This window comes from Pseudomonas sp. AC255, assembly GCF_979258175.1.
This window is the reverse complement of sequence record NZ_OZ409841.1, coordinates 743,344-757,018: the sequence shown is the minus strand read 5'-3', so window position 1 is coordinate 757,018 and position 13,675 is coordinate 743,344. Positions and strand designations below refer to the sequence as shown.

At 60.3% G+C, this 13,675-nt stretch carries 11 protein-coding genes and 1 pseudogene; 7 read left to right on the top strand and 5 right to left on the bottom strand.

Going from position 1 to position 13,675, the window contains the following annotated elements; all coding sequences use genetic code 11:
* Positions 1 to 55 precede the first annotated feature (55 nt).
* Positions 56 to 2,797: a preprotein translocase subunit SecA gene (gene secA / locus ACZZ0K_RS03530; protein ID WP_038861039.1), complete on the bottom strand. Its 2,742-nt coding sequence runs from the start codon at positions 2,795 to 2,797 to the stop codon at positions 56 to 58.
* Positions 2,798 to 3,106: 309 nt separating this feature from the next.
* On the opposite strand from secA, the gene ACZZ0K_RS03525 reads away from it, so the two are divergent.
* Positions 3,107 to 3,562 (top strand): DUF721 domain-containing protein, encoded by a 456-nt coding sequence (locus ACZZ0K_RS03525; RefSeq protein ID WP_071173369.1) that lies wholly within the window; start codon positions 3,107 to 3,109, stop codon positions 3,560 to 3,562.
* A gap of 90 nt (positions 3,563 to 3,652) precedes the next feature.
* Here the strand turns inward: ACZZ0K_RS03525 and ACZZ0K_RS03520 are convergent, their stop codons facing one another.
* Positions 3,653 to 5,140: a helicase HerA-like domain-containing protein gene (locus tag ACZZ0K_RS03520; RefSeq protein WP_252868164.1), complete on the bottom strand. Its 1,488-nt coding sequence runs from the start codon at positions 5,138 to 5,140 to the stop codon at positions 3,653 to 3,655.
* Positions 5,141 to 5,326: 186 nt separating this feature from the next.
* Between ACZZ0K_RS03520 and ACZZ0K_RS03515 the strand changes: the two are divergent.
* The 5 genes and pseudogenes from ACZZ0K_RS03515 to ACZZ0K_RS03495 form a co-directional block, all read left to right on the top strand.
* Positions 5,327 to 6,358: pseudogene (locus ACZZ0K_RS03515) on the top strand (HAMP domain-containing protein); the annotation flags it as partial.
* Positions 6,359 to 6,451: 93 nt separating this feature from the next.
* A complete protein-coding gene (locus ACZZ0K_RS03510; protein WP_425375757.1) occupies positions 6,452 to 7,216 on the top strand; it encodes a methyl-accepting chemotaxis protein in 765 nt (254 codons plus the stop codon).
* A 216-nt stretch (positions 7,217 to 7,432) separates the two neighbouring features.
* Positions 7,433 to 8,524 (top strand): glycosyltransferase family 4 protein, encoded by a 1,092-nt coding sequence (locus ACZZ0K_RS03505; RefSeq protein WP_172834033.1) that lies wholly within the window; start codon positions 7,433 to 7,435, stop codon positions 8,522 to 8,524.
* Complete coding sequence (locus ACZZ0K_RS03500; RefSeq protein WP_252884744.1) at positions 8,517 to 9,287, top strand: DUF2334 domain-containing protein; 771 nt, start codon at positions 8,517 to 8,519, stop codon at positions 9,285 to 9,287. Before ACZZ0K_RS03505 ends, ACZZ0K_RS03500 begins: the two co-directional genes overlap by 8 nt.
* A complete protein-coding gene (locus ACZZ0K_RS03495; RefSeq protein WP_137214015.1) occupies positions 9,284 to 10,282 on the top strand; it encodes a lysylphosphatidylglycerol synthase transmembrane domain-containing protein in 999 nt (332 codons plus the stop codon). The genes ACZZ0K_RS03500 and ACZZ0K_RS03495 overlap by 4 nt, the downstream gene beginning before the upstream one ends.
* On the opposite strand, the gene ACZZ0K_RS03490 is transcribed toward ACZZ0K_RS03495, so the two are convergent.
* Entirely contained in the window at positions 10,266 to 10,442 is a 177-nt protein-coding gene (locus ACZZ0K_RS03490) for a hypothetical protein (protein WP_016773478.1), read from the bottom strand. The two genes, ACZZ0K_RS03495 and ACZZ0K_RS03490, sit on opposite strands and share 17 nt — an antisense overlap.
* Before the next feature lie 81 nt (positions 10,443 to 10,523).
* Positions 10,524 to 11,372: a formyltetrahydrofolate deformylase gene (purU, locus tag ACZZ0K_RS03485; protein ID WP_041479808.1), complete on the bottom strand. Its 849-nt coding sequence runs from the start codon at positions 11,370 to 11,372 to the stop codon at positions 10,524 to 10,526.
* 337 nt (positions 11,373 to 11,709) lie between these two features.
* Here purU and mvaT point away from each other — a divergent pair, with 337 nt between their 5' ends.
* On the top strand, positions 11,710 to 12,087 hold the full coding sequence (gene mvaT, locus ACZZ0K_RS03480; protein WP_016773476.1) for a histone-like nucleoid-structuring protein MvaT: 378 nt from the start codon (positions 11,710 to 11,712) through the stop codon (positions 12,085 to 12,087).
* Between the two features lie 97 nt (positions 12,088 to 12,184).
* Here mvaT and sbcB read toward each other — a convergent pair whose 3' ends face one another.
* Positions 12,185 to 13,615, bottom strand: coding sequence for an exodeoxyribonuclease I (gene sbcB / locus ACZZ0K_RS03475; RefSeq protein WP_258707112.1), 1,431 nt, complete (start codon positions 13,613 to 13,615; stop codon positions 12,185 to 12,187).
* Positions 13,616 to 13,675 lie beyond the last annotated feature (60 nt).

Below are 13,675 nucleotides of genomic sequence, written 5' to 3'. Positions count from 1 at the left end.
GCCGCGACGGCAGGAGCCGGTCGCGGCGCGGGGTGTTCAGCGATTGAAACGGGTTTTACTGGATCTGCCCGTGGCAATGCTTGTATTTCTTGCCCGAACCGCAGTAGCACAGTTCGTTGCGGCCCAGCTTCTGCTCGTTGCGAACCGGGGCAGCGGCAGTGGCGAGAGCCACATCGACCTCTTCACCCAACGCTTCCGGCTGATCCAGGCCAGGCGCTTCGGCGTGTTCGAACTGCATGCGCGCCGCCAGTGCTTCGGCTTCCTGACGCAGGCGTTGCTCTTCGGCTTCCGGATCTTCGCGACGCACCTGAACATGCGAGAGCACGCGGATCGAGTCGCGCTTGATCGAATCCAGCAGCTCGGAGAACAGTGTGAACGACTCGCGCTTGTATTCCTGCTTCGGGTTCTTCTGCGCATAGCCGCGCAGGTGAATGCCGTGACGCAGGTGATCCATGGTCGACAAGTGGTCTTTCCACAGGTCGTCGAGTACGCGCAGGACAATCTGCTTCTCGAACGAGCGCAGCGCCTCGGCACCGGCCTGATCTTCCTTCTCGTTGTACGCCGCCATCAGCTCGGTCATGAGCTTCTCGCGCAGGGTTTCTTCGTACAGGTGATCGTCTTCGTCGAGCCATTGCTGGATCGGCAGTTTCACGCCGAAATCGCTTTCGATCGACGCTTCCAGGCCGGCCACGTCCCACTGCTCTGGCAGCGATTGCGGCGGAATGTGCGCGCTGACGGTAGCGTTGAGCACGTCCTGACGGAAGTCGGCGATGGTCTCACCGATGTTGTCAGCGGCCAGCAACGTGTTACGCATGTGATAGATCACTTTACGCTGTTCGTTGTTGACGTCGTCGAACTCGAGCAGTTGCTTGCGGATGTCGAAGTTGCGGCCTTCAACCTTGCGCTGCGCCTTCTCGATCGCGTTGGTCACCATGCGGTGCTCGATCGCTTCGCCCGGCTGCATGCCCAGGGCTTTCATGAAGTTCTTCACCCGGTCGGAGGCGAAGATGCGCATCAGGCTGTCTTCCAGCGACAGGTAGAAGCGGCTCGAACCGGCATCGCCCTGACGGCCGGCACGGCCACGCAGCTGGTTGTCGATACGGCGCGATTCGTGACGCTCGGAAGCAATTACCTGCAAGCCGCCGGACTCCAGCACTTGCTGGTGACGCTTCTGCCAGTCGGCCTTGATCTGCGCGATCTGCTCAGGAGTCGGGTTCTCCAGCGAAGCGACTTCCACTTCCCAGTTGCCGCCCAACAGGATGTCGGTACCACGACCGGCCATGTTGGTGGCGATGGTCAGCGCACCCGGACGACCGGCCTGAGCGATGATCTCAGCTTCTTTTTCGTGGAACTTGGCGTTGAGAACCTTGTGTTCGATGCCTTCTTTGACGAGCAATTCGGACATGTGCTCGGACGTCTCGATGGTCGCGGTACCCACCAGCACCGGACGACCGGCGGCCATGCTTTCCTTGATGTCCGCGACGATCGCAGCGTATTTCTCTTCGGCGGTGAGGAACACCAGGTCGTTGTAGTCTTTACGCGCCAACGGTTTGTTCGGCGGAATGACCATGACTTCCAGACCATAGATCTGGTGGAATTCGAACGCTTCGGTGTCGGCGGTACCGGTCATGCCGGACAGCTTGGTGTACAGACGGAAGTAGTTCTGGAAGGTGGTCGAGGCCAGGGTCTGGCTCTCGGCCTGGATGTTCAGACCTTCCTTGGCTTCGATAGCCTGGTGCAGGCCTTCGGACAGACGACGACCCGGCATGGTACGACCGGTGTGTTCGTCGACCAGTACGACCTGACCGTCCTGCACGATGTATTCAATGTTGCGATTGAACAGCTTGTGCGCACGCAGACCGGCGTAGACGTGGGTCAGCAGGCCAAGGTTGTGCGCCGAGTACAGGCTCTCGCCTTCGGCCAGCAGGCCGACGCGGGTGAGCATTTCTTCGATGAACTGGTGACCGGCTTCGTTGAGTTCGACCTGACGGGTCTTTTCGTCAACGGTGTAGTGGCCGGCCTTGGTGACCTGGCCTTCGACTTCCTCGACGTGCAGTTCCAGCTGCGGGATCAGTTTGTTGATCTCCATGTACAGCTTGGAGCTGTCCTCGGCCTGACCGGAAATGATCAGCGGAGTACGCGCTTCGTCGATGAGGATGGAGTCGACTTCGTCGATCACGGCAAAGTTGAGTTCGCGCTGGAATTTTTCATCCATGCTGAACGCCATGTTGTCGCGCAGGTAGTCGAAACCGAATTCGTTGTTGGTGCCGTAGGTGATGTCGGCGGCGTAGGCGGCACGCTTTTCTTCCGGCGGCTGGAACGGCGTCACGACGCCGACAGTCAGGCCGAGGAATTCATACAGCGGACGCATCCAGTTGGCGTCACGGCGGGCCAGGTAGTCGTTCACGGTCACAACGTGCACGCCCTTGCCGGACAGTGCGTTGAGGTAAACACCCAGGGTGGCCACGAGGGTCTTGCCCTCACCGGTGCGCATTTCGGCAATCTTGCCTTCGTGCAGAGTCATGCCGCCGACGAGTTGCACGTCGAAGTGGCGCATGCCCATCACACGCTTGCCGGCCTCGCGGGCGACGGCGAAGGCTTCCGGCAACAGCTTGTCGAGGGTTTCCCCTTTGGCGATACGGGCCTTGAACTCGGCGGTCTTGGCGCGCAATTGATCGTCCGAAAGGGCCACCATTTGCTCTTCGAAGGCATTGACGAGCTGCACCGTCTTGAGCATGCGTTTGACTTCACGCTCGTTCTTGCTTCCAAAAAGTTTCTTTAACAAAGGCGCAAACATATCGGCAGGATCTTCCACACTAAAGGGATGGAGGGCGGCCCCGTGAGTCGCCCGTGCAGCCCTCATGGCCGCATGCGAACGAGCATTCTACCCGGAAACGGTGGTGAGGAAAGTGGCGATGTTCCACGATGCTGGCACTGCGCTTTGACGGGGCTCACTTAAAATAGGGGCGTTTTGCTCAACTTCAACCCGTCGGGGGAAAGAAGTCAGGCGTTGATTTAATGAGCAAATCAGGGACAAAAGCAATGGCCCAGAGGTTCCGCAGCTTTCTGCTACCATGGCGCCTCTGTGACTTTCAGGTGTTCGATCATGGCGTTTCGCCCTCTCACGGCCAGAGCACCCGCCGTTCTGCTACGCGAAGCCAAACCGCTCAAAGCCATCCTCGGCCATGCCCAGCGCCTGGAGCATTTGCAGCGCCTGCTCGAAAGCCAGCTGCAACCGGCTGCCCGCGAGCATTGCCGGGTGGCCAAATGGCGCGAAGGCGAGCTGTCGCTGGTGGTCACTGACGGTCACTGGGCGACGCGCCTGCGCTATCAGCAGAAACGCCTGCAACGGCAACTGCAACTGTTCGAAGAGTTCGCCAACCTGACGCGGATCAAATTCAGCGTGCGCCCACCGATCGTGCAGCATCGGGCAGTTGGGCACACCATGGATCTGTCGAGCAGTGCGGCAGAGACGATTCAGTCGACGGCCGACGGGATCAGCGATCCGGGATTGCGCGCGGCGCTGGAGCGGCTGGCGGCGCATGCCAAGGGGAAAGCCTGAAGCAAAATCAAAAGATCGCAGCCTTCGGCAGCTCCTACAGAATGAATGCATTTCAACTGTAGGAGCTGCCGAAGGCTGCGATCTTTGCTTTTAGCGGCGCTTGCTGCCGCCGAGCAGCGACCCCATCAACCCGCGCACCAACTGCTTGCCGAGATTATTGGCCGCCTGGCGCATCGCCGATTTCAGCGCCTGCCCTGCCGCCGTGCCGAGGAATTCGCCAGCGCGGTCAGCCAGGCTCGGCTCTGCGGCCGCTGGTTTGCCCGCTGGTGTTTCAGCCTCGGGCGCCAGCCCTTTGCGTCCCATCAGGATTTCATAGGCCGATTCGCGATCGATCGGCTTGTCATAACGGCCCTTGAACGGCGAGCCAGCGATCAGCACGGTGCGCTCGGTTTCAGTCAGCGGGCCGATCCGCGATTGCGGCGGTGCCACCAGCACGCGCTGGACCATTTCCGGCGTGCCCTTCTCGGTCAGCGTGCCGACCAGCGCCTCACCAATACCTAACTCAGTCAGCACCGACAGACTGTCGAACGCCGGATTCGGCCGAAAGCCATCCGCCACGGCGCGCAGGGATTTCTGCTCTTTGGCGGTGAACGCACGCAGGCCGTGTTGAATACGCAAGCCCAACTGCGCCAGCACGTCATCCGGCAGATCCGCCGGCGACTGGGTGACGAAATACACGCCAACGCCTTTGGAACGAATCAAACGCACCACTTGCTCAAGCCGTTCTTGCAGAGCTTTGGGCGTGTCGCCGAACAGTAAGTGCGCCTCGTCGAAAAACAGCGCCAGCAGCGGTTTGTCGGCGTCGCCGCGCTCGGGCAGTTGCTCGAACAACTCGGCCAGCAGCCACAGCAGGAACGTTGCGTAAACCTTCGGCGCCTCGTGCACCAGCCGACTGGCATCGAGCAGATGGATACGTCCACGGCCATCGGCGCCCGGTTGCAGAATGTCTTCGAGTTGCAGCGCCGGCTCGCCGAACAGGGCTTCGGCGCCCTGCTGTTCCAGCGTCGCCAACCGGCGCAGCAGCGCCTGGCTGGAACCGGTGGTCATCAGCGCGGCGTCTTCGCCGAGCAACTGTGGATTGTCCTTGAGGTGATTGAGCAGCGCTTTCAGATCCTTGAGATCCAGCAGCAACAGCCCTTCGCGATCCGCCACCTTGAAGGCCGCGTACAGGGCCGACTGCTGACTGTCGGTCAGCTCGAGCAGGCTGCCGATCAGCAACGGGCCCATTTCGCTCAACGTGGTGCGCAGCGGATGTCCGGATTCGCCGTGGATGTCCCACAGCGTCACGGGATAAGCCTGCGGCGTGTGACCGAGCCAGGGCATGCCGGCGATGCGCTCGGCCACTTTGCCCTGCGGGTTGCCGGCAGCACCGAGGCCGCACAGGTCGCCCTTGATGTCGGCAGCGAACACTGCCACACCGGCGTCGCTGAACGCTTCGGCCAAGCGCTGCAAGGTCACGGTTTTACCGGTGCCGGTGGCGCCGGCGATCAGGCCGTGGCGGTTGGCCAGGCGCATGGCCTGAGCGATGGGTTGCGCGGCCGGATCAGCGCCGATAACGAGTTGCGAGGAGTCAGGCATTTTCTCACCCAATGGTTAATCTTTGATGACACATGGCCGATACATAAATTGGACAGACCCGCCAGAAAACCGGGTCGGACATTTCCCTAAGGAGAGCCGGAAATATCAATTTTTCAACCTTGCCCATAGTGCGCGTCTCTATCAAAGCACGCCCAGGACATTAAGACCTTAGCGGAACCCCAAGCCATGAACAAAAACCTGCGCTTCAGCCATAAGATTTTGCTTGCCGCCGCTCTCATCGTCATTGCCGCTTTTGCCTCGTTCACGTTGTACAACGACTGGCTGCAGCGCAATGCGATCCGCGATGATCTGAACAACTACCTCAATGAAATGGGCGAGGTCACCGCCGGCAACATCCAGACCTGGCTCAGCGGGCGCATTCTGCTGATCGAGAACGCCGCGCAGAACATCGCCATCAACCCGGAACCTGCCACGGTCGCCAGCCTGCTGGAACAGAAAAGCCTGACCTCGACGTTCATGGCCACCTACCTGGGCGATGCCACCGGGCATTTCACCATCCGCCCGGACGTGAAGATGCCGGACGGTTTCGATCCGCGCGTACGCCCTTGGTATAAAGGTGCCGAAAGCAGCAGCACCTCGACCCTGACCGAACCCTACATCGATGCGGCCACCGGCCAGTTGATCATTTCCATCGCCACCGCGTCGAAAAAGGCCGGGCAGAGCGTCGGCGTGGTCGGCGGCGACCTCAGCCTGCAATCGCTGATCGACACCCTCGCCGCGCGGGATTTCGACGGCATGGGCTATGCGTTTCTGATCAGCGCCGACGGCAAGATCCTCGTCCACCCGGACAAGGCCCTGGTAATGAAGTCGCTCAAAGAAGCCTACCCACAAGACACGCCGCGCATCAGCAGCGATTTCAGCGAAGTGACAGTTGATGGCAAAACCCGCATCGTCACCTTCGCTCCGATCAAAGGCCTGCCGTCGGTGAACTGGTACATCGGTCTGTCGATCGATAAAGACCAGGCCTACGCGATGCTCAGCGAATTCCGCACCTCAGCGGTAATCGCAACCATCATTGCCGTGGTAATCATCATTGCCCTGCTCGGCATGCTCATCCGCCTGCTGATCCAGCCGCTGCACGTGATGACCCGCGCCATGGAAGACATCGCCGACGGCGAAGGCGACCTGACCAAACGCCTGAACATCGTCAATAACGATGAATTCGGCATCCTCGGCACCGCATTCAACCGCTTCGTCGAGCGTATTCACGGTTCGATCCGCGAAGTGTCCTCGGCCACCGGCCAGGTCAACGAGGTCGCCCTGCGCGTGGTCGCTGCGTCGAACTCGTCGATGTACAACTCCGACCAGCAAGCCTCGCGCACCAGCAGCGTTGCTGCCGCGATCAATCAGCTCGGCGCCGCCGCCCAGGAAATCGCCCGCAACGCCGCGCAAGCGTCGAATCAGGCCAGCGATGCCAGGGGTCTGGCCGAAGATGGCCAGCAAGTGGTGGAGCGCAGCATCAAAGCGATGAACCAGCTGTCGAGCATGCTCAGCGCGTCGAGCACCAACATCGAGTCGCTGAACAGCAAGACCGTCAACATCGGCCAGATTCTCGAAGTGATCACCAGCATTTCCCAGCAGACCAACCTGTTGGCGCTGAACGCGGCGATCGAAGCGGCACGCGCCGGTGAGGCCGGTCGTGGTTTTGCCGTGGTGGCCGACGAAGTGCGCAACCTCGCGCACCGCACTCAGGAATCGGCCCAACAGGTGCAGACCATGATCGAGGAGCTGCAAGTCGGCGCCCGTGAGTCGGTGAGCACCATGAGCGATAGCCAGCGTCACAGCCAGGACAGCGTCGAGATCGCCAACCTCGCCGGCGAACGGCTGAACAGCGTGACCCTGCGCATTGGCGAGATTGACGGGATGAACCAGTCGGTGGCGACGGCGACCGAAGAACAAACCGCTGTGGTCGAGTCGATCAATGTCGATATCACCGAGATCAACACGCTGAACCAGGAAGGCGTGGAGAACCTGCAAGCGACGTTGCGCGCTTGTTCGGATCTGGAGCAGCAGGCTTCGCGTCTCAAGCAGTTGGTGGGCAGCTTCAGGATTTAAGCTGCGACGACTGGCCGCTTCGCGAGCAGGCTCGCTCCCACAGGGAAAATGCATTCCATTGTGGGAGCGAGCCTGCTCGCGAATATCTACCTTTCAACAAAACCCGAGTGACACCCCACCGCGCAATCCCGACCGAACATCTATTCTGGATAAAGGTCAATCAAGGGAGAACAACACAGCGGAGGGTTGCTCACCGTGCATATCGCCGACATCACCATGTTCTACGCCCCGGCCAGCGGAGGCGTGCGGACTTATCTGGATGCCAAACACCGTCGCCTTGGCGAGCGCAACGCCATTCGCCACAGCCTGCTGATCCCCGGCGCGAGACTGGGTGAACATGACGGCATTTATACGGTTCCAGCGCCCGCCCTGCCCTTTGGCAAAGGCTATCGCTTCCCGCTGCGGCTGGCGCCATGGCGAAACGTCCTGCAGGATTTGCAGCCGGATCTGATCGAAGTCGGCGATCCCTACCTCACCGCATGGGCGGCGCTGGATGCGCGGCGGCAGCTGGACGTTCCGGTGATCGGCTTTTATCACTCGGATCTGCCGCTGCTGGCGGGCAATCGCATGGGCCATTGGGTCACACCGAATGTCGAGGCTTATGTCACGCGTCTCTACGGCAATTTCGACCGCGTTCTCGCGCCGAGCCAGGTCATGGCCGACAAGCTCATCGGGCTTGGCGTGCGCAATGTCCATGTGCAACCGCTGGGCGTGGATCTGCACACCTTCCATCCCGACGCCCGCGACCCCGGGCTGCGGGCCGAGCTGGGCATTGCCGAAGACACGCGCCTGCTGATCTTTGCCGGGCGCGGTTCCAAGGAGAAAAACCTGCCGGTGCTGCTCAAGTGCATGCAGCGCCTCGGTCCGCGCTATCACTTGTTGTTGGTCGGCTCGTCGATGCCTGCGGCGGTGCCGGACAACGTCAGCGTCATCGACGAATTCTGCCCGGCGCCGAAAGTCGCGCGGCTGATGGCCAGCGCCGATGCGCTGCTGCATGCCGGCGACCAGGAAACCTTCGGCCTGGTCATCCTTGAGGCCATGGCCTGCGGCATTCCCGTGGTGGCGGTGGCGGCCGGGGCGTTTGAAGAGATCGTCAACGATTCCTGCGGCCTGCTCTGTGCGCCGAACAATCCGCAGGCCATGGCCAATGCCGTGCGCGAGCTGTTCAGTCGCGGCTGCGCCCGCCTCGGTCAACAGGCGCGCCAGCACGTCGAACGGCATTATGCCTGGGACACCGTGGTCGACAGCCTGCTCAGCCACTACCACGCCGTGCTCGGCCATACGCTGCCACGGGTGGCCAATGGTTGAACACATGAAAGCCGTATGTCTGGTGTTGCATGATGTGGCGCCCTCGACGTGGGCGGATTACAAGCCCTTCGTCGAGGCTGTCGATGCCTTGGGCGATGTACCAATGACTTGGCTGGTGGTGCCGGATTTCCATCGCCACGATGCGCTTGACGCCAACCCGGCGTTTCGCCGAGTGCTCGATGCCAGGGTCGCCCGAGGCGATGAACTGGCGCTGCACGGCTACTACCACGACGATCAGGAATCCATGCCAAACACCCCGCGCGACTGGTTCATGCGCCGGGTCTACACCCACGAAGGCGAGTTTTACCGCCTGTCCCGCGAAGCTGCCCTTGCCCGCCTGCACGCAGGTCTGGACATGTTTCAGCGCTACGACTGGCCGGTGCACGGCTTCGTCGCCCCGGCCTGGCTGATGAGCGACGGCGCCCGTCAGGCCTTGCGCGAATTGCCGCTCAGCTACACCAGCGATCCGCAGCACCTTTATCGCTTGCCCGACTTCAGCGCCATCGATGCACCGGGGCTGGTGTGGAGTGCGCGCAGTGCCTGGCGTCGTGGCTTGTCGAAAATCGTCAGCGACCAGCGTGAACAGCGCTGGCGCGAGGCATCGGTGATTCGTCTGGGCCTGCATCCGGTGGACATGCGTCACCGCTTTTCTCGCGATTACTGGTTGCACACGCTGCAACGCCTGCTGGCGGAGGGACGCGTGCCGCTGACCAAAATCGACTGGCTGACCCGACAGCGCGGTCAGCTGGAACGCGCAGCATGAAGCGCAGCCTGTTGTTGCTGATCGGTCTGCTCGCGGCGGTGCTGATTCCGGTACTGCTCGGCGGCGGCGAGACCTGGTCGCGCCTGCGCAGTTTTCCGCTGAACTGGCTGTTGATCATGTTCGGCATGATTCTGCTCTGCTGGGGGATCAATACGCTGCGCTTGCGTTTGTTGCTCGGCGACCAGCGAGAAAAAGTCGCGCCCTTGAAAAGCCTCGGCGTGGTGATGGCGGCCGAGTTCGCGTACTGCGCCACGCCCGGCGGTAGTGGCGGACCGCTGACGATCATGGCATTGCTCGCCCGGTGCGGCGTGCGTCCGGCGCGGGGCAGCGCGGTGTTTGCCATGGATCAGCTCAGCGATCTGCTGTTCTTTCTCTGCGCACTCAGCGGGATTCTGATCTATGCGCTGTTCCAGCACCTGAGCGATCGCCTCGAGTGGCTGCTGACCGTCAGCGCCGTTTCGTTGTTTGGGGGGTTGTTCAGTTGCGTGTTGATCGCGCGTTATCACCGAGCGTTGATTCGCCTGAGCGGGCGGCTGTTGGCGGGGATGAACGTGACGGCACGCACTCGTCGACGCTGGGCGCGCAAGTTGCTGCACTTTCTCGCAGCGTTTACCGATACCTTGAAGTTGCCCTGGCAGACGCTGGTTCAGGTGTTCGCCCTGACCTGCGTGCACTGGCTGCTGCGCTACAGCGTGCTGTATCTGGCCCTGCGCGGGCTCGGCGCGGATTTGCAGTGGGCGTGGAGCTTTCTGGTGCAGATGCTCTCGCTGGGCGCCGGCCAGTTCAGTCTGTTACCCGGCGGTGCCGGTGCGGCAGAGCTGACCTCGGCTGCGCTGCTCGCGCCGATGGTGGGCAAATCCACCGCAGCGGCGGCGATCCTGATCTGGCGCGTGGTGACGTATTACTTCTATCTGCTGGTTGGCGGCCCGGTGTTCGTGTTGATGCTGGGCAAGCCGTTGCTGAAGAAGTTGATGAACGTCAGGCAGGCTTCTTAGGTTCGTCCTGCTCTTGTTGGAGCTGCTCCCAAAGCTCGGCGGCACCGGGGAATTCGGTGCCGTCGTCCGGGCTCATGTCATCCGGGTCGTAACGACTCAGGCAACCCTCGCCGAGAGTGGCGGGCGCTTTGGAGGTGGCTTTGTCCAGTGGATCGCTCATGACTTTTCCTCGGGCTCAAATGACAAGGGCCTAAGCGATTCAACGCCCAGGCCCTTGGTTTTTCAAGCGTGTCGTGCTCGATCAGAACACGACTGTCTTGTTGCCGTGCACCAGCACGCGGTCTTCCAAGTGATAACGCAGACCACGGGCCAGCACCATCTTCTCGACGTCACGGCCGAAACGCACCATGTCTTCGATGCTGTCGCTGTGGCTGACACGCACCACGTCCTGCTCGATGATCGGGCCGGCGTCCAGCTCTTCAGTGACATAGTGGCAGGTTGCGCCGATCAGCTTGACGCCGCGCAGGGACGCCTGGTGATACGGCTTGGCGCCGACGAACGATGGCAGGAAGCTGTGGTGAATGTTGATGACTTTGTGCGCGTACTCGCGGCACATGTCCGGCGGCAGGATCTGCATGTAGCGCGCCAGCACCACCACTTCGGCGTCGTGCTGTTTGACCAGCCGCGATACTTCGTCGAATGCTGGCTGCTTGTCCTGCGGATTGACCGGCACGTGGTAGTAAGGGATGCCGTGCCACTCGACCATGCTGCGCAGGTCGTCATGGTTGGAGATCACGCAGGCGATTTCGCAATCCAGTTCATCGCTGTGCCAGCGGTGCAGCAGGTCGGCCAGGCAGTGGGATTCGCGGCTGGCCATCAGCACCACGCGTTTTTTCTGCTCGGTGTCGGTGATGCGCCAGTCCATCGAGAACTCTTCGGCGATCGGCGCGAACTTCTCGCGCAACTCTTCAATACCGAACGGCAGGGAATCGGCACGGATTTCGTGACGCATGAAGAACCAGCCCACTTGATTGTCAGAGTGGTGGCTCGCTTCGGTGATCCAGCCATTATGAGAGGCCAGAAAATTACTGACTTTGGCAACGATGCCAACGCGGTCCGGGCAAGAGATCACCAGCCGAAAAGTGCGCATGAGGGGGAAACTCCAGAACTTCACAAAGGCCGCCATTCTAGCGACTGCGCAGGAAAACTGCAGTACGCATACGCGCCGGGTGGGACAAAGCATGGACAAACGGCTTTCTGGCGCAGGTCTTACGTCAAGACCGTGACGCTTTAGCGGGGCTTTTGTCAGACAACTGTAAATATCTGTGCTGACTGCATCACATTATTTAACGGAACATTCAAAGCGCGGCTAATTCCTGTAACTCATTTAAATAAAAAGCCGATCTAAATGTTTACTTGATGAAACAGCCTGACTATTATTGCGGCACTGTCCCCTGTCATTCAGCATTCTACAAAAGGTAGTACTCATGTCCTTGATCAACGAATATCGCGCCACCGAAGAAGCCATCAAAGAGCTGCAAGCCCGTCTGAAGAACCTGTCCGAAGACGACAAACTGCAAGCCGAACTGGAATTTGAAGGCAAACTGCGCACGCTGATGGGTGAATACTCCAAGTCCCTGCGTGACATCATCGCGCTGCTGGATCCAGAAGCCAAATCCAAGGCTCCACGTGGCGGCGCAGTGAAAACTACCGGCACCAAGCGTGCACGCAAAGTTAAGCAATACAAAAACCCGCACAACGGTGAAGTCATCGAAACCAAAGGTGGCAACCACAAGACTCTGAAAGAGTGGAAAGCCAAGTGGGGCGGCGACGTGGTTGAAGGCTGGGCTACCCTGCTGGGCTAAGCCGCAACACCTTCGCAGAGCGATCCGCGAACAAAAGAACGCCAGCTAGCGCTGGCGTTTTTTTATGCCCGCAGATTAATTACGGGTATGTTCGATTTCACAGATTCAAACGTTTGCGTAATGCCTGGACATAATTCTGCCAGTCATTGAGTACCTCTCGCTGCATTGGCGTCGCACTAAGCGACCATTGCTCTGCCGCCTCGATAAATGACTGCACGGTATTCGGCGCACCTGCCTCAGGTTGCGTAAGGCGCTGCTGACAAAATAATTTCCAGCGCTCTTGCTCGGCCACGTCCAGGGTGTCCGGAAAGTTGCGTGCTCGATATCGAAAAAGTAATTCAGGCAAACGTTCATCATCGAAAGGCCACTGCTCTTGCGCCAACTGCGCAGGATCCGCCGTTCGAACTTGTTCGCATAAACGACGATCACGATCACCGATAAATCCATCGTACAACTGCTGCTCGGGATCTTCGCTGGGAACGAAGTCTTCGCTGGCATAAATCGCCGCGACTTTATCTTTCCAGACTTGTTGTGCGTCAGTTAGTCGCACTGCCCGCTCATGATAAAGCGCCATGTCCAGCCCAAGGCGCTGCTGGTCTTGCTCGCGCAATACCGCCAACGGCGCCACTACCGGGCAACGATTGATATGAATCAGTTTGAGCGGCACCGGCAACTCACCTTCGGCCAACTCATCGCGACGGGTATAAAGACGCTGACGCAAGGCTTGCGCATCGAGGTCCAGCAACCCCTGCGGATCAAGATGCAGATCACAGACGATCAAGGCGTTGCGATTTTTCGGGTGCCAGGCCAGCGGCAACACCACGCCGACATAACTGCGTGCCGCCGAGAAACGCCCGGACACATGCACCAGTGGCTGCAACAGGCGGATCTGATCCATCACCTTCTGTTTGCTGCGCAACTGGAACAGCCACTCGTAGAGCTTGGGTTGTTTCTCGCGAATCAGCCGCGCCAACGCGATGGTGGCGCGCACATCCGACAGCGCCTCGTGGGCATGGCCGTGATCGATATTGTTAGCCGCTGTGAGGCGTTCGAGCTTGAGGGTCACGCGGCCTTCATCATCGGTCGGCCAGACCAGACCATCGGGGCGCAATGCGTAAGCGGCGCGCACCACATCAATCAGATCCCAGCGACTGTTGCCACCCTGCCATTCACGGGCATAGGGGTCGAAGAAATTGCGATACAGGCTGTAGCGGGTCATTTCGTCGTCGAAACGCAAGGTGTTGTAACCGGCGCCACAGGTCCCCGGTGCGGCCAGTTGCGCATGTACGCGAGTCATGAAGTCGGCTTCGCTCAGGCCTTTTTCAGTGAGCTGGCCCGGGGTGATGCCGGTGATCGCGCACGCCGCCGGGTGCGGCAGGATGTCCTCGCTGGGCTGGCAATAGAGATTGACCGGCTCGTCGATTTCGTTGAGCGCGTGGTCAGTGCGAATCCCGGCCACCTGCAGCGGTCGGTCGTTGCGCGGATTGATGCCAGTGGTTTCGTAGTCGTACCAGAAGATTGAAGTCACGGGCGAATCCTGAACAGAAGATCGGCGAAGTCTAGGCGTTTCAGGGTTGCCACGGCCAGC